This is a genomic window from Bifidobacterium pluvialisilvae, assembly GCF_019331695.1.
Taxonomy (GTDB): Bacteria; Actinomycetota; Actinomycetes; order Actinomycetales; family Bifidobacteriaceae; genus Galliscardovia; species Galliscardovia pluvialisilvae.
On record NZ_JAHBBI010000001.1, the window covers coordinates 247,583 to 263,681 of the forward strand.

Genomic DNA, 16,099 nt, shown 5'->3' on the forward strand with positions numbered 1-16,099 from the left:
GGCGCATGATGCGGCCACAGGACCGTCCCGGTCCGCCGTCCGGGACCGGGATGCGCCCCGGCTCCGGATTCACCGTCACGCTCGACGCCTATCAGGGGCCGTTCGACGTGCTCCTCGACATGCTCGCCGGCAGGCGGCTCGAACTGACCGAGGTATCGCTCGCCGTCATCACCGACGAGTTCATGCGCCACATCGACGCGATGGATCTCGAACGGAACATGGACGAGGCCAGCGCGTTCCTCGACGTCGCCGCGGTGCTCGTCGAAGCCAAAAGCGCCGCCATCCTGCCCGCGGACGGGGACGGCGAAGGGGACGGGCACGATATGGAGGCGCTGCGCGAACGCGACCTGCTGTTCGCCAGGCTCCTGCAGTACAAGGCGTTCAAACAGGCCGGGATGGACTTCCGCGCCCGCATCGCCGAGAACACAGGACGCGTCGCCCACCCCGGATACGCCGGCGACGACATCGCCGCGATGCTGCCGCCGCTGACGTGGACGACCTCCCTGCAGACGCTCGCCGCCCTGGCCGCCCACGCCCTGTCCAACGCGCCCGCCGACGAGGTCTCCGTCGAACAGCTGCACGTGCCCCTGGTCGACCTGCGCCGACAGGCCGCCATCGTGCGCGACCGGCTGCGTGCACTGCCGCACGGCGGCGCGACCACATTCGCCGCGCTGACGGCCGACACCACATCGAACATGGAGATCGCGGCGCGGTTTCTCGCCATCCTCGCGTTCTTCAGACAGGGCTCCGTCCAGATACGGCAGAGCCGGCCGTACGCCGAACTCCACCTGCGGTGGGCGAGCGACGAATCCGCGATACCGACCAACGGAGGCATCGGCGACATCGCCGTCGGCATCGCCCCGGACGCGCCGACCATCGAAGAAAGGGATTTCGCCTGATGACCGAACCGAAAACGGGGGAGACCCCCGCGACGCCGACGACCGGCCATGGAGCAGGCCACCTTCCCGGAGGCCTGCGCCCGTGTCTCGAGGCCCTGCTCATCGTCACGGACCGTCCCCTCCGCGAATCCGATCTGGCACGGGTGCTGGACGTCGACGCCGAACAGGTGAAGGACGCGCTGCGTGGACTGCGCGACGATTACGCCGGCGACGGTTCCGGTCCTGCCAGGGGATTCGAACTGCGTCACACCGTGCGCGGATGGCAGCTCGCCAGCAGGCGTGAGTTCGAGCCGGTCGTCCGCGCCCTCGTCACCGACGGACAGACCTCCCGGCTCTCCCAGGCCGCGTCGGAGACGCTCGCCATCATCGCCTACCGACAGCCCGTCACACGCGCGCAGGTGACGGCGATCCGCGGCGTCAACTCCGACGGCGTCATCCGGTCGCTCACCCTCCGCGGGCTTGTCGTCGAACAGGGCCTGGACGAGGAGACCCACGCCGCGCTACTCGCCACCAGCGACCTGTTCCTGGAGCTCATGGGCATCGACGGTCTCGACGAACTGCCCTCGCTGGCGCCGTTCCTGCCCGAATCCGTGGCCGAGGCGGAGGCGTAGCCGGAACGGTTCCGCCCTGTCAAGGAATCCGGCTATCATTGGTGCGGTTTGTGTATTTCAGGGATAAAGACAGAACCATTTTTTCCGAAATCATCCATTCGAGACGCAAATAGACAGTCAACTAAGAGAGGTTTTCGATGGCGGTACGCGGTGATATCCGTAATGTGGCGATTGTGGCTCACGTCGACCACGGCAAGACCACGCTGGTGAACGCTATGCTCCAGCAGTCCCACGTGTTCAACGAGCGCGAGGAAGTACCGGATCGTGTCATGGACTCCAACGATCTGGAACGCGAGAAGGGCATCACCATTCTCGCCAAGAACACGGCCGTGGAATACACCGGCCCGCTGGCCGCCAAGTACGGCCACCCCGAAGGCATCACCCTCAACATCATCGACACCCCCGGCCACGCCGACTTCGGCGGCGAGGTGGAGCGCGGCATCTCCATGGTCGACGGCGTCGTCCTGCTCGTGGACGCCTCCGAAGGCCCGCTGCCGCAGACCCGCTTCGTGCTGCGCAAGGCCCTCGAGGCCAAGCTGCCGGTCATCCTGTGCGTCAACAAGGTGGACCGTCCCGACGCCCGCATCGAGGAGGTCGTGGGCGAGACCTCCGACCTGCTGCTCGGCCTCGCCGACGATGTGCAGCACGAGGGCATCGACCTCGACCTCGACCAGCTGCTCGACATGCCGGTCATCTACTGCGCCGCCAAGGCCGGCTATGCCTCCACCAACCAGCCCGCCGACGGCGGCCTGCCCGACAACGACAACCTCGAGCCGCTGTTCGAGGCCATCATCTCCAACATCCCCGCCCCCGAATACGAGGAGGGCGCCCCGCTGCAGGCCCACGTGGCCAACATCGACTCCTCCGACTTCCTCGGACGACTCGGCCTGGTCCGCATCTACAACGGCACCCTGAAGAAGGGCGCCACCTACGGCCTGTCCCGCGTGGACGGATCCCTCGAGAACTTCCGCGTCTCCGAGCTGCTGCGCACCCAGGGCCTCGACCGCCAGCCGGTCGACGAGGCGGGCCCCGGCGACATCGTCGCCGTCGCCGGCGTCAACGACATCATGATCGGCGAGACCATCGTCGACCCCAACGACCCCAAGCCGCTGCCGCTCATCCACGTCGACGACCCGGCCATCTCCATGACCTTCGGCGTCAACGACTCCCCGCTGGCCGGCACCGAAGGCAAGGACCACAAGCTCACCGCCCGCATGATCAAGGACCGTCTCGACCGCGAGCTCATCGGCAACGTGTCCATCAAGGTGCTGCCCACCGAGCGCCCGGACGCCTGGGAGGTCCAGGGACGTGGCGAACTCGCGCTGGCCGTGCTCGCCGAGCAGATGCGCCGCGAGGGCTACGAGCTGACCGTCGGCCGCCCGCAGGTGGTCACCAAGACCATCGACGGCAAGATCAACGAGCCTATGGAGAACACCACCATCGACGTGCCCGAGGAGTACATGGGCGCCGTCACCCAGCTCATGGCCGACCGCAAGGGCCGTATGGACAACATGACCAACCACGGCTCCGGCTGGGTGCGTCTGCAGTTCACCGTGCCGTCCCGCGGCCTCATCGGCTTCCGCACCGCGCTGCTGAGCGCCACCCGCGGCACCGGCATCGCCTCCTCCATCTCCGCGGGCTACGCCCCGTGGGCCGGTGAGATCGTCATCCGCCAGAACGGCTCCATGGTCTCCGACCGTCAGGGCGTCGCCACCCCGTACGCCATGCAGCGTCTGCAGGCCCGTGGCAACTTCTTCGTCGAGCCGCAGTCCCCGGTGTACGAGGGCCAGGTCGTCGGCATCAACAACAAGCCCGACGAGCTCGATGTGAACATCACGCTGGCCAAGCACATGACCAACATGCGCTCCGCCACCGCCGACGTGCTCGAAACCCTCACCCCGCCGATCAAGATGAGCCTCGAGGAGTCCTTGGACTTCGCCAACGAGGACGAGTGCGTGGAGGTCACCCCGGAGGCCATCCGCGTGCGCAAGATCATCCTCAGCCGCGACGAATGGTACAAGTGGCGCGCCAAGCAGCGTCGTCAGAACAACAACAAGTAACAAGTAGTTGTTCTGACGCTCGTTGGCAATTGTTGACGAGCGACACCACCTACGGGGAGTCCTTCCGGGCTCCCCGTTTTTGGGTTATCGGTCAAAAATGTGTGTCTGCCGGGCTGGTGTCTGAGGTCGGTGTCTGCCGGTTTTGTGGGTCTATTGGTTCATGGAAATATGAAAGTGGGTCCATTGGTTCGTGAGGAGGGCGTTTTCGGCGTCCTCGTGTATGTCGTAGACCCACAAACCCGTAGATGAACGGATTGACCCACGGTTATTGAACATGCCGGACCCACGAATCCGTTTGCCTGAACGGGTGGACCCACAAACCCGGTCCGTCGACTGGTCCATTGATCGAACAGACCCACGAACAGACCTACGGATCTGGCTCGTCGATTGGGCGGACCCACAAACCAGAGGACGTAGGCCTTCGGGTGGGTTGATGATTGGTGTTGTGGGCCTATCGGTTCGCTGGAATATGAAAGTGGGTCCATCGGTTCGTGAGGAGGGGATTTTCGGCGTCCTCGTGTATGTCGTAGACCCACAAACCTCTTTATGACCGTCTTGGACCCACTATTAATGAACGGGTGGACCCACAAACCCGGCACATTGAACGGATAGGCCCACGAACCTGGCCCAGTGAACGGGCGGACCCACGAACCCGGTCCTTTGAACGGGTGAACCCATAAATTTGATTGGGCAGACCCACAAATCCATTGCTGGGCAGACCCACAAACTTCCGGGGTACGGTCCGCAATGTGTGTCTGGCGGTCCAGTCACTTGACTGCCATTCGGCGTGTATGTAGGTCGTTTCGGTCGATACCGGTGCCGTATCGCATGGGGATGCCATACATCTCGTGCATGCCTTGGCTTTTCCCATGCCTGCCGGTATATGAGGTTCTCCGGCTGCTGGTCGGTGACGGCATTGGCCGCGAGCCATGCTGCTCCCGGACGTTCCGCCGGATTATGGCTCGGTGTTGGAAACACCAGACTCATGAGCTCCCATGAGTTCCATCAGCGGGCTTCTTGGCCTTGGCCTCCTGCAGGAGCATGGCAAACGTCCGATACGGCATTCATCGTCCGAAACAGCCCGGTCGCAACGTCGCGCCATACTGGAGCGTATGGCTCAGCGAACGATGAAACGAACTCCACGGCAACGGTCCGCGCAGCAGTGGCAACGGATGCCGTGGAGTTTTCGTTTGCCTGTCTGGGGACGGCTCCTCGTATGCGTCGTAGCCGGTTTTGCAGTCGGCCTCGTCGGCTCGGCCGCCCATCGCATGGGCGTGCCGTGGAACATCCCCTACGGTCTCGTCATGTCGCTCATCCTCGTCGCCCTGTCCACATGGTCGGCCCGTGCACGCGCCGGCGGCCTCGGCGTCGGATTCCATCTCATCGCATCCGGCTTCGCCGTCATGCTCATCGCATCCCATGCGTCGAACTCGCGGGCGCTTATCATCTTCGGCTACCTGTCCGACTCCTATTCCCCGCTTATGCAGAAGGCCGGCATCATATGGCTGCTCGGCATGGTCGCCGTGCAGGTGCTCATGCTGGTCCTGCCTGCGTCATGGTTCCGCGTATCGCCCCGCAGACCCTATCCGCACGAGTCCACGCACTGAAACGGCCGCATCGCATCGATGTGCTCCCGCCTATGGTGGATACACGTCGTCTGCGATGCGCATCGGGTTCCCGGAAAGGACAGGCATGGCCACAACACTGCATTATCTCGGCCCCAAAGGGTCGTTCACCCATCAGGCCGCCATGGAGGCCTCCCGACTCATCGACGACGCGGGGGAGTGCGTGGCCGAGCCGAACATCGCCGCCATCTTCGACGCCGTAAGCCGGCGTGAAGGCTGGGGCGTCATCGCATGGGAGAACAACGTCGAAGGCTACGTCGTGCCGAACCTTGACTCCCTCATCGACGCCGACGACGTCGCCGGGTTCGCTCGGATCAGCATTGACATCTCATTCGATGCACTGGTCAGACCAAATCATACGAAACTCACTACCATATGCGCTCATCCGCACGGGCTGGCGCAATGCACGACGTTCGCCGCCGAACACGGATTGACCCCGAGCCCGGCATCATCCAACGCCGCCGCCTGCCGTGACCTCAAGGACGATCAGGTGGCGCTCGCCCCATCCGTCTGCGCCCGACTGTATGGACTCGACGTGCTGCAGTCCGCCGTGCAGGATTTCAGCGGGGGCCGCACCGAATTCCTCGTCCTTGCCCCGCGCGACGACGTACGACGCCAACTGGAACGCATCCGTGCGTACGATGACCAGGACTTTGAATCCATCGTGGCGTTCATCCTGCTCAACACCGGTCCCGGCGTACTCGCCAATCTGCTGGACGTACTCCGATACGCCGGCCTCAACATGACCAGCTTCATCTCCAGGCCCATCAAAGGCAACGACGGCACCTACAGCTTCATCGCCACCTTCGACGCCGCCCCATGGCAGCCGCAGTTCAAGGCCGCGCTCGGACAGGTGCTTGCCCACGGCGACTGGGTGAAGACCCTGGCGGTCTATCCTCGCCGCGAGCGGCCAAGCCCACCCGTCAGCGCATGGATGCTCCCCCAAGGCGGCATCCACATCGACGCAACGACGGCAAGCAACGACGACGATCACGAATCCGATAGGGAACTGCTGTGGAAATGAACATCATGAACGAAGAAGGACTGCCGCAGGCGAACGTCATCGCCATCGCCGGGCTCGGACTCATCGGCGGCTCGCTGGCCCGCCGGCTTTCGGCCCAAGGGCGCCGCGTCGTGGCATGGAACCACCGCCCCCATCCGTACGAGCAGGCGCGGGCCGCCGGCATCGCATGCGTGGACGACATCAGGGACCTCGCCCTGGCGAAGCCCGACGTGCTCGTGCTGTGCACCCCGCTGAAGGCCATGCCGCAGGCATTGGCCGACCTTGCGCCGGTGCTCGACCCCCATACGACGCTCACCGACGTCGGCAGCGTCAAAGGACAGGTGAGGGACGAGGTCAGGGCCGCCGGGCTCGACGACCGGTACGTCGGAGCGCACCCCATGGCCGGCAGCGAGTTCTCCGGCTACGACGCCTCCAGCCCCGACCTCTACGACGACGCGCTCTGGGCCGTCACCGTGGACGACGCCACCGACTACGACCGGTTCCTGCTCGTCGCCGACATGATCTGCAACGGCGTCGGCAACCGCATCATCGTGCTCGACGACGACACCCACGACCGCTGCGCCGCCATGATCTCACACATGCCGCACGTAGTCTCCACCGCACTCGCCAACGAGCTGACCGACATGCCCGAACGCAACATCGCGCAGGCGCTCGCCGCCGGCTGTTGGCGCGACATGACGCGCGTGGCGCTCACCGATCCGGACCGCACCCGCGCCATGGTGGAGGAGGACGCCGCGAACGTCGCGACGCTGCTGCGGCATATGAGCGCCAGGCTCACGGCCATGGCGGACCTGTTGGAGACGGGGCACGACGGACGGCCCGACGCATCCGTCGGGTCCGATGCCGCCCGCGGGATCCTTGGGTTCTTCTCGGCCGCACAGCCGTATCGGGACTTCAAGACGAAGCAGCGTTCCGGAGACATCGGCCATGACGAGGTGCGGGTTCCGCTCGGCACCGGCACCTGGCGGTCGGACCTGCTGGAGTCCGCGAAACGCGGCGAACACGTCATACGGTTCGCCGACAGGCACGCCGCCGTGGCGCAGGTGCGTTCGGCGTTGTAAACACGGCCGATGCGGCGGGCCTATCGGGGCGTGCGCCCCGGCTGCGGCGTGGAGGCGTGCAGAAGGGCCTGCCGCAGGGGGCGGATGACGGCGATCTTCTTCGCCCGCTCGATGAGCAGGGCCATCTCCTCCGGCGGCTCGTCGCATCCGCGTCGCAGCCACAGCCAGATGGCCGACGTCAGCGCCGAGGCCATCATCTCCTTGCCGTACATGACGGGGATGCCGTCCGACTCCAGGCGTATCCCCGATTTCTCCGTCTCGATGACGAGCAGGTCGGCGATCAGGTCCTTCGTCTTGGTGTAGAGCTCCATGTCGGAGCCGCTGCGCGATATCGCGTCGAAGAAGTCGAAGTCCTGCTTGATGTAGCGCAGCCCTCCGAGGATCGCCTCATAGGGTATGAACTCGCGCCCGGGCTGCCGCCGTGATTTGAGGATGATGTCGGTGAGGTCGCCGACGGCGTTGGCGATGAGCTGCTGGCGCAGGTCGAACTTGTCGGTGTAGTGCGTGTAGAAGGTGCCACGGTTGATGCGCGCCTCGCGCGCCAGGTCGCTGACCGTCGTGGCGTCGAAGCCCTTGGCGCGCGTCAGCGTGATGAACGCCTGCTTGAGCGAGGCCTCGGTCCGTGTGTTCCTGCGTTGCACCATGCCGTCTCCCTGCGTCGACAACGAACGACCATACGATTGAAGAACATTATGCCACAACAACAACACGTTGTATAGATAAGAACACGTGTATGGATGGGAACTCGTCGTATGGATGGGAACGTGTGTATGGACGGGGATTCGTCGTATGGATGCGGATCGGCGGCGGGGCAGATTCAGAACAGGCGCTCGGGAACGGGCTTGAACCGCACGATGTCGGATATGCGGATGTCCACCAGCTGTGCGGGGCGCCTGCCGTTGGCCGACTCGTCGCGCAGCAGATGCAGCGTGGCGTCGTCATGGCCGGTCACATGGCCGACGAAATCACGGTACCGCTCCCGACCGTCCAGCGGATCCGGTCCGAGCGAGGTGCGCACGACGATGCGTGCGCCGATGGGGATGCGGGCGATGCCCGCGCTGCGTTGTTCGATGCTCATGGCATGCAGTCTATACCCTCAACGGATGGCCTCCGCCGGGTGGCGTGCGCCCGGACCGGACCACACATGACCGCGGAAATGTGATTTACGACACGTAAAACGTTTGCTGGAGACGTCCGATATGCGCTTGACGCGTCCTCTTGGGTAGCCTGAAAGCGGTGGGAAGCTCTCTGCCGCGCACGGATTCCAGCGCGGAACGCAAAGGGCCTCTTCGCAGGATGATGGGCTGCGAAGAGGCGATGATGGCAGGGGAGGGGCGACGGACCTTCGGCGTTACCAGATGCCGATGATCTTCCACCATCCCATGCCGACCGTGAGCCAGACGGCCACGGAGACGATGCCGCACAGGAAACCGATCTTCAGGAATTCGGGCGTCTTCACGTAGCCCGCGCCGTAGATCAGGGCGGCCGGGCCGGAGGCGTAGTGCGTCATCGCGCCGATAAGACCGGTGGCGCATCCGAGCATGAGCGCGGAGGCGGCCGGGGGAGCGCCGGCGGCGACGGCCACGCCGAGGAACAGCGTGTACAGGGCCACGGCCTGGGCGAGTTCGGCGGCGAACAGGTAGTGCATGAGGAAGTAGCAGACCGTGAGCAGCGCCAGCACCACCATCCACGGCAGCCCGTCGGTCGCCTGCGCGATGATTTCGCCGGCCCATTCGGCCACGCCGAGCTTGTTGATGGGGGTTGCCATGCCGACCAGCACGCCGAAGAAGATGAGCGTGGACCAGGCGGAGGTGTTGGCCGCCATGTCCTTCCATGTGATGATGCCGGAGACGAGCAGCACGGCCACGCCGAGGAACGCGACGGTCGTGGCGTTGATGCCGGTCATCGAGCCCGTGGCCCACAGCACCAGCATGACGACGAACGTCGCGGCCATGATCCACTCCTTCACGCTGAGGTGCCCCAGTTCCTTGAGCTCCTTGCGGGCGTCGCCCTGCGCGGTGGGCACATGCTTGATGGTCGGCGGATACACCCTGTACACCAGCGCCGGGATGATGAGCAGGCACAGCACGCCGGGGACGATGCCGGCGAGCGCCCACGTGCCCCATCCGATGGTGACGTCCGAGTCGGCGGCGAGCTGGGCGACGACGGGGCCGGCGGCCATGGCGGTGATGAACATGGCGGAGGTGATGGCGTTGACGTTGTTGGCGGTGACGGCGAGGTAGGCGCCGATGCGGCGGCGGGATTCGTCGGATTCGGGAGTGGACTTCTGCACGTCGCTGATGGACGTGATGATGGGGAAGAGGATGCCGCCGAGACGTGCCGTGTTCGACGGGGTGGCGGGGGCGAGCAGCAGGTCGGCGGCCGACAGACCGTAGGAGATGCCGAGCGTGGATTTGCCGAGCAGGCTGATGAACACGAGGGCGATGCGGCGGCCGAGTCCGGTCTTGACGAAGCCCTGGGCGATGAAGAATGCGGCGACGATGAGCCAGATGGATGCGCTGCCGAGTCCGGCGAACGCCTCGGTCTTCGGGTCCATGGCACCGGTGAGCATGGCGATGGTCAGACCGATGATGGCGACGGCCGACGTGGGCAATGGCTGGAGGATGAGGCCGAGGATGGTGCCGAGGAAGATGGCGAGCATGTGCATCGCCCGTGGCTCGAGGCCGCCGGGCGGCGGCACCACGTAGATGGCTGCGGTGACGGCCACGCAGACCGCGGCCTTGATGAGCTGGCTGGTTCGTTGCTTGGTTGCCTGCGTCATGATGCTCCTTCGCTCGACGTTGCGCTTGGATGGAACCGTGATGATGGCGGCGTCGTCATCGTGTGGGTTCGTGTGATGTCCCGAGCGTAGGAAAACTGTGATGTGGTTCACAAATGAGCATTGTCTATATGGTTGGGACTCGCCGTTGGATATGACCGTGAACGTTGATGTTTCAGGCGTGTCGTCCATATAAGCGTCGCTTATTTGTAGGCTGTGCGCCGTCTTCCTAGGTTGGTAGCCATCAGCCGGGCAGCGAGGCCCGACCGTCGGCCGATGGCCGGCGATGACATCGAGACTAAGGACGGTAATCATGACCGGAATGGAAACGCTGAGGAACCCCTTCGTCAACAAGGGCGCCGCATTCACCGCCGAGGAGCGCGTCGCCGACGACGTGGACGGCCTGCTGCCCGCCGCCGTACGGACGCTCGACGCACAGGAGAAGGTGATGCACGCCCGGTTCTCCGCCATCGACGGCGACCTCAACAAACGTCTGTACCTCATGGGTGTGGCCCGCGAGAACCGCGCACTGTTCTACCACGGCATGGCCAAGCATCTGACCGAATACATGCCTATCGTATACGCGCCGACCGTCGCCCAATCCATCCAGCAGTACGACAGGTACTATCTCGGCAGCGACGTGGCCTACGTGTCCATCGAGCATCCCGAACGCATCAAGGACGCGCTGCGCCAGTACGCCCAGGGCCGTGACATCGACCTCATCGTGGCCACCGACGGCGAAGGCATCCTCGGCATCGGCGACTGGGGCGCGCAAGGCGCGGAGATCCTCACCGGCAAGCTCGCCGTCTACACGGCCGCCGCCGGCATCGACCCCTCGCGCGTGCTGCCCGTCATGATCGACGTGGGCACCGACCGCAAGGAGCTGCTCGACAACCACGACTACGTGGGCAACCGGTTCCCCCGCGTGCGCGGCGAACGCTACGACGCGTTCATCGACAGGTTCGTGCACGACAGCCTCGAGCTCTATCCGGACGCGCTGCTGCACTGGGAGGACTTTGGCCGCCCCACCGCCGCGCCGATCCTCGAACGCTACCGTCGTGACGTGCTCACCCTCAACGACGACATCCAGGGCACCGGCGTGACCGTGCTCGCCGCGCTCGTCGCCGCCCGCAGGATCGCCGGCACCGGCTACGAGGACACGCGCATCCTCGTGTTCGGCGCGGGCACCGCAGGCGTCGGCATCGCCGACCAGCTCGTCGACGACATGGTCATGAACGGCGGCATGGACCGCGCCACAGCCATGGCGCAGGTGGCCCTCGTCGACCGATATGGCCTCGTGCTCGAAGGACAGGAAGGTCTCACCGAAGGCCAGCGCAAGTATGCGCACGACCCGGCCGAATTCGCCGACGTGGCCGACGTCACCGACCTCGCCCAGGTGGTCGACGCGTTCAAGCCGTCCGTGCTCATCGGCACCTCCACCCGTCCCGGCGCCTTCGACGAACGCGTCGTCACCGCCATGGCCCGCCACGTGGAACGCCCGCTCATCTGCCCGATCTCCAACCCAACCGAACTCGCCGAGGCCAAGGCCGCCGACGTGATCCGCTGGACCGACGGCAAGGCGTTCGTCATCACCGGCACGCCCTCCGCACCCGTCGAATACCACGGCGTGACCTACCACATCGGCCAGGGCAACAACGCGCTCATGTACCCGGGCCTGTGCTTCGGCGCCATCGTCGGCAAGGCCCGCCTCATCAGCGACCGCATGCTGCTCGCCGGCGCCCACGCCATCTCCGACATGATCGACGTGGACCAGCCGGGCGCCGCCGTGCTGCCGCCGGTCAGCAGCCTCACCGAAATCTCCCGCAGGGTCGCCACCGCCGTGGCCGAACAGGCCATCGCCGAAGGGCTCAACCGCGAACCCGTCGACGACGTGCCCGCCGCGGTCGAGGCCGCCACCTGGCATCCCGGGGACTGATCCGACTCCCCGCCCCCGCGTACAATGACAGGCACCAATGTCGTTGAACGCGGGGGAGGCAATGTGGCGTCGATAGAGAACATACGCGACCTCGAACTGTTCCAGCTCGTCGCCGAACTCGGCAGCTTCACCGACGCCGCGGCCGCCGCCGGCGTATCCCAGCCCACGGTTTCGCTGGCGGTCAAACGTCTCGAATCCCGGCTCGGCGCCACCCTGCTGCAACGCCAACGCTTCGGCGCGGGAGGCGGTCTCAGCCTCACCGCCGAAGGCCTCATCGTCGTCCGCCATACCGCCGCCATCCTCGGCGAACTCGACGCGCTCGCCGACGACCTCGACGCCGCCCACACGCCCGACGTCTACACCGTGGGGCTGCCTCCCATCATCTCCGCCTATCTGCTCGGCGACGCCTCCATCACCATGCTCGCCGACCGGCTGCACGGCAGGATATCCGTGCAGTCGGTCGGCTCCACGCGTCTCATGGAGCAGATCGAACGCCACGACGTGGATTTCGGCGCCGTAGCCACGATCGACGACCGTCCCGACGACATCGGCGGCATCCAATCATTCAAGATCGCATCATTCCCGTTCGAACTCGTCCATTCGGCCGGCAACCCGCCCGAAGCGCTCAAGGGACGTCATGACTTCGACTTCGCCGACGAGACCCTGTTCCACGACCTAAGGTTCGTCACGCTCGGCGGCGACTTCGTGCACTCCAAGGCGGTCGCAGAATTCCTCCGCTCCCGCATCGACGTCACCCAGATCATCGAGGTCGCCGACGTCAACACCATGAAGGCCATCATCGCCTCGGGCCTCGCCGTCGGCCTCATGGCATCCGTCGCCGTCAGGAACGACGACCGGCTCGCCGCGCTGCCCGTGGCCGGCGTCGACCTGCCCACCTTCGACGTCTACGTGTTCAACGACGAGACACGCGACCCCGCCGGGCAGGCCGGCGGACGCGCCGGCGGCGCCCAGGCGTTCCTCGATGTCATCGGACGGAACCTCGCCAACGGGGCCGACGACTGACGGACGATGGCTCCCACGCAACCGACATGCGGCATCGGTACACGCCGGCTGGACGGCGTTCATGCGGCCTGCGCATGAACGGCCATGCACGTCGAACATTCGTCCGGCCCACGTTTTCGTGGTAAATGTTGGGACATGGCATTCGAATCATTCAGGAAAAAATACGACCAGCTCATGAACGACAAGCAGCCGCTCGGCGAAACCGACCCCGAATTCGTGGAGATGTTCAGCCGATTCGCCTACGACGAAGTGGTGAACGACCCCGGCGCGAACCATCCCGACCTCGACGACCGCACCCGGTCCATGGCCATCCTCGCCGCACTGCTCGGCTGCCAGGGACTCGACGAATACCGGCTCATGCTCCCTGCCGCGCTGAAGGCCGGCGTCACCCCCGTCGAAATCAAGGAGATCGTCTACCAGGCGACCGCCTACCTCGGCATCGGACGCGTCATGGGATTCCTCAATGCCACCAACGACGTGTTCCTCGAAGAGAAGATAACCCTGCCAATAGCACAGCAGGGCACCACCGGCCCCGACACCCGCATGGATGCCGGCGAACGTGCGCAGACCGAGATATTCGGCGAACACATGCGCGGATTCGCCGAAGCCGGCCCCGAGGAGACCCGGCACATCCACCGCTGGCTCGTCGGCAACTGCTTCGGCGACTACTACACGCGAGGAGGCCTCGACATACGCCAGCGCGAGATGATCACGCTGTGCTTCCTGGCTGCGCAGGGCGGCTGCGAACCACAGCTCATCGCCCACGCGAAGGCGAACATGAACGTGGGCAACGACAAGGCGTTCCTCATCGCCGTCGTCTCCCAGACCATGCCCTACATCGGCTACCCGCGCACCCTCAACGCGCTTGCCGGCATCGACAGGGCCGCCGCATAGACGGCCGATGCCGAACGCCGGGGCCGTCGGCCGGTCACGAGAAACGAGGCCCCTCGTCGCCGGACCGGCGTTCGTCCTCCTCATACTGGGCGAACAGGGCATCGGCAAGGGCGTCAAGCTCCTCGTCCGTATAGTCGCGGTCGGCGTCGAGGACGATGCCATCGTCGCCCCTCACAGCAGGGGACGACGCTCCCGTGGAGGTGGAGGATGTGGAATGCAGGGGAGCGTCCGGCTCATCCGTCTCCGTTTCCGCATCATCCGCATCGGTGCCGCCATCGTCATACATCGAGGCCAGCGCGCCGAACACGTGCGCCAGACGGCCCGCCACATCGGTCGCGGTGATCGGATGGCCGAACGGGCCGAACGGGGAGTCGGCGCCGCCCACACGGTCGGCCATCATCGCATGGAAGAACTCGACCGGGTCCTGCGCGTCATAGACCACCGGCCGTGCAAGCCCACGCTGCAGCGAACCGGACGCCATGGCCGCGGCCACGCCGTGGATGTACGCGCCGACCGCCGCATACACGGCCATCTGGTCGGGCAGCCTGTCGAGCGTCTCCGCGTTCTGCGCCAGCACCGAACCCAGCGTGCCAGCCAGCACATCACCCGCCCCGGCGGTGGCCAGCCACGCCGGACCGGAACCCGAGACGAACGCGCGTGGATTGCCTTCGCCGTCATCGCCCACCACAATCGTGGCCGCACCCTTGAGCAGCACGGTCGCGCCGGTGATCTCCCATGCGCGCGTCGCATACTCCAGCGGGGCGGCGAGCACCTGCGGCACCGTCACCGGCTCGTCGCGCTCGCTGAGCAGCCGCGCCAGCTCACCCGCATGAGGGGTGATGAGCACCTGCGGCACACAGCTTTCCGGCAGCAGGTCCAGCGCGCCCGCATCCACCACGACCGGCGGCATCTCGTCGCTGCCCTGGGCGTCGACGTCATAGTGGGCAAGCAACGCGGCGATGGTGCGACGTTGCACGTCATCATGGCTTTCATCGGCCAGGGCGTTCGGCACACCGGAGCCCACGGCCCACGCCTGCACATGCCCGGTGCCCAGCACCGCCTCCGGCACCTCGCGCAGCACCATGTCGCTCGGCCGGTCCGGCCCCACATAGCGAATCATGCCCACGTTCGACTGCGACGCCGCCAACGAGGAGAGCACTGCGGCACCCGGATACGCCTCGGAGCCGGTGACCAGGCCGGTCACGCCGCGCGAGTACTTGGAATCGTCGATATGCGGCATGCGAATCGACTGCGCCGCCGTCCTGGAGCTTATGGACTCGACCACGGGCGCATAGTCCTCCGTCTCGAACCCGAAATCCACAAGCGCCAGCTGCCCGCAGACGTATGCGGCCGGCGGCAGCAGCGCGCACGGCTTGAGTGCACCGAACATGACGGTCACGTCGGCGGGGATGTACGCACCGGGCAGCGTACCGTCGTCGACGCCGACGCCGGACGGCGTATCGACAGCCAGCACCAGCGGGAACCCGTCGGCACGGTCGCCATGAACCGACGCCATGGCGGACGGCAGCGCGCCGTCCTCGCCGACCTCCGCCGCGATATGCGCGGGAATGCCGCGCAACGCGCCATGCAATCCGATACCGGTCATGGCGTCGATGACCAGATGCGCGCTTTCGACGGCGTTGATGGCCTCCTCGAACAGGTCGGCCTCCTCCTGGGCGTCCTGCGGCCCGTCGGCGCCGGGGATCTCCGCACCCGGGTCCAGCACGATGAGGTCGGCTCCCTGCGCGCGCAACGCCGCGAAGCCTCCCTCGTGCAGGCTCTTGCCGGTGGCCACCACGGTCACGTCCACTCCTTCGGCGGCGAGCTCGGCCGCGGCGAACAGGCCATCACCGCCGTTGTCGCCGCCTCCGGCCAGCAGTACCACCTTCGCCGCGGCGGGGGAGACATGCGCCCTTGCCATCATCACACGCGCCGTCATCGCCGTCGCGGACGCGGCCATGCGCATCAGCGGCACGCCCTCGTCCAGCAGGGGCCGTTCCATCGCCCGCACGTCGTCCGAACAGAACGCGGCCGAAGTGAACTCGTCAAACAGTTCGGCATCGTCATCAAACAGCGTCGACATCATCGTTTCCAGCCTTCCCGCCGGCTGTCGGGCGGCGAATCTCGCCGCGACCGGCTCATTGCCCCACCATTGTCTCTCACCGTTCGGAGAAATCCGGGCGATTC

Annotated in this window: 13 protein-coding genes; 9 read left to right on the forward strand and 4 right to left on the reverse strand. The window is 65.8% G+C overall.

The annotated features are described in order from the left end of the window. The first annotated feature begins 8 nt into the window (after positions 1 to 8). The 6 genes from KIH77_RS00975 (at position 9) to KIH77_RS01000 (ending at position 7,280) form a co-directional block, all read left to right on the forward strand. Positions 9 to 899: a segregation and condensation protein A gene (locus KIH77_RS00975; protein WP_236024381.1), complete on the forward strand. Its 891-nt coding sequence runs from the start codon at positions 9 to 11 to the stop codon at positions 897 to 899. After that, positions 899 to 1,510 (forward strand): SMC-Scp complex subunit ScpB, encoded by a 612-nt coding sequence (scpB, locus tag KIH77_RS00980; protein WP_219099217.1) that lies wholly within the window; start codon positions 899 to 901, stop codon positions 1,508 to 1,510. The genes KIH77_RS00975 and scpB overlap by 1 nt, the downstream gene beginning before the upstream one ends. A 137-nt stretch (positions 1,511 to 1,647) precedes the next feature. Further along, positions 1,648 to 3,570 (forward strand): translational GTPase TypA, encoded by a 1,923-nt coding sequence (gene typA, locus KIH77_RS00985; RefSeq protein ID WP_219099218.1) that lies wholly within the window; start codon positions 1,648 to 1,650, stop codon positions 3,568 to 3,570. A 1,190-nt stretch (positions 3,571 to 4,760) separates the two neighbouring features. After that, the gene (locus KIH77_RS00990) at positions 4,761 to 5,177 is read left to right on the forward strand and encodes an alcohol dehydrogenase (RefSeq protein WP_219099219.1); all 417 of its coding nucleotides are present in this window, start codon (positions 4,761 to 4,763) and stop codon (positions 5,175 to 5,177) included. 85 nt (positions 5,178 to 5,262) lie between these two features. Then, complete coding sequence (locus tag KIH77_RS00995) at positions 5,263 to 6,219, forward strand: prephenate dehydratase (RefSeq protein WP_219099220.1); 957 nt, start codon at positions 5,263 to 5,265, stop codon at positions 6,217 to 6,219. Between the two features lie 5 nt (positions 6,220 to 6,224). Beyond that, positions 6,225 to 7,280 carry a prephenate dehydrogenase gene (locus KIH77_RS01000; protein WP_219099221.1) on the forward strand — a complete coding sequence of 352 codons (1,056 nt, stop codon included), beginning with the start codon at positions 6,225 to 6,227 and terminating at the stop codon, positions 7,278 to 7,280. 20 nt (positions 7,281 to 7,300) lie between these two features. Here KIH77_RS01000 and KIH77_RS01005 read toward each other — a convergent pair whose 3' ends face one another. The 3 genes from KIH77_RS01005 to KIH77_RS01015 all read right to left on the reverse strand — a co-directional run bounded on the left by KIH77_RS01005 (position 7,301) and on the right by KIH77_RS01015 (position 10,062). After that, complete coding sequence (locus tag KIH77_RS01005; protein ID WP_219099222.1) at positions 7,301 to 7,924, reverse strand: TetR/AcrR family transcriptional regulator; 624 nt, start codon at positions 7,922 to 7,924, stop codon at positions 7,301 to 7,303. Between the two features lie 173 nt (positions 7,925 to 8,097). Then, positions 8,098 to 8,358: a DUF6725 family protein gene (locus tag KIH77_RS01010; protein ID WP_219099223.1), complete on the reverse strand. Its 261-nt coding sequence runs from the start codon at positions 8,356 to 8,358 to the stop codon at positions 8,098 to 8,100. Positions 8,359 to 8,631: 273 nt separating this feature from the next. Next, complete coding sequence (locus tag KIH77_RS01015) at positions 8,632 to 10,062, reverse strand: DASS family sodium-coupled anion symporter (protein WP_219099224.1); 1,431 nt, start codon at positions 10,060 to 10,062, stop codon at positions 8,632 to 8,634. Between the two features lie 310 nt (positions 10,063 to 10,372). On the opposite strand from KIH77_RS01015, the gene KIH77_RS01020 reads away from it, so the two are divergent. From KIH77_RS01020 to KIH77_RS01030, 3 genes are all read left to right on the forward strand, one after another. Beyond that, positions 10,373 to 11,995: an NAD-dependent malic enzyme gene (locus KIH77_RS01020; protein WP_219099225.1), complete on the forward strand. Its 1,623-nt coding sequence runs from the start codon at positions 10,373 to 10,375 to the stop codon at positions 11,993 to 11,995. 63 nt (positions 11,996 to 12,058) lie between these two features. Beyond that, positions 12,059 to 13,018 (forward strand): LysR family transcriptional regulator, encoded by a 960-nt coding sequence (locus KIH77_RS01025; protein WP_219099226.1) that lies wholly within the window; start codon positions 12,059 to 12,061, stop codon positions 13,016 to 13,018. Between the two features lie 135 nt (positions 13,019 to 13,153). Continuing rightward, positions 13,154 to 13,912, forward strand: a complete 759-nt coding sequence (locus KIH77_RS01030; RefSeq protein ID WP_219099227.1) for a carboxymuconolactone decarboxylase family protein — start codon at positions 13,154 to 13,156, stop codon at positions 13,910 to 13,912. A 34-nt stretch (positions 13,913 to 13,946) separates the two neighbouring features. Here the strand turns inward: KIH77_RS01030 and KIH77_RS01035 are convergent, their stop codons facing one another. Then, entirely contained in the window at positions 13,947 to 15,995 is a 2,049-nt protein-coding gene (locus KIH77_RS01035) for a bifunctional ADP-dependent NAD(P)H-hydrate dehydratase/NAD(P)H-hydrate epimerase (protein ID WP_219099228.1), read from the reverse strand. Positions 15,996 to 16,099 lie beyond the last annotated feature (104 nt).

Excerpts from the sequence above, each read along its gene's own strand:
- KIH77_RS00975 (WP_236024381.1), top strand. The coding sequence starts at position 9 with ATGCGGCCACAGGACCGTCCCGGTCCGCCGTCCGGGACCGGGATGCGC.
- scpB (WP_219099217.1), top strand. The coding sequence starts at position 899 with ATGACCGAACCGAAAACGGGGGAGACCCCCGCGACGCCGACGACCGGC.
- typA (WP_219099218.1), top strand. The coding sequence starts at position 1,648 with ATGGCGGTACGCGGTGATATCCGTAATGTGGCGATTGTGGCTCACGTC.
- KIH77_RS00995 (WP_219099220.1), top strand. The coding sequence starts at position 5,263 with ATGGCCACAACACTGCATTATCTCGGCCCCAAAGGGTCGTTCACCCAT.
- KIH77_RS01000 (WP_219099221.1), top strand. The coding sequence starts at position 6,225 with ATGAACGAAGAAGGACTGCCGCAGGCGAACGTCATCGCCATCGCCGGG.
- KIH77_RS01005 (WP_219099222.1), bottom strand. The coding sequence starts at position 7,924 with ATGGTGCAACGCAGGAACACACGGACCGAGGCCTCGCTCAAGCAGGCG.
- KIH77_RS01010 (WP_219099223.1), bottom strand. The coding sequence starts at position 8,358 with ATGAGCATCGAACAACGCAGCGCGGGCATCGCCCGCATCCCCATCGGC.
- KIH77_RS01015 (WP_219099224.1), bottom strand. The coding sequence starts at position 10,062 with ATGACGCAGGCAACCAAGCAACGAACCAGCCAGCTCATCAAGGCCGCG.
- KIH77_RS01020 (WP_219099225.1), top strand. The coding sequence starts at position 10,373 with ATGACCGGAATGGAAACGCTGAGGAACCCCTTCGTCAACAAGGGCGCC.
- KIH77_RS01030 (WP_219099227.1), top strand. The coding sequence starts at position 13,154 with ATGGCATTCGAATCATTCAGGAAAAAATACGACCAGCTCATGAACGAC.
- KIH77_RS01035 (WP_219099228.1), bottom strand. The coding sequence starts at position 15,995 with ATGTCGACGCTGTTTGATGACGATGCCGAACTGTTTGACGAGTTCACT.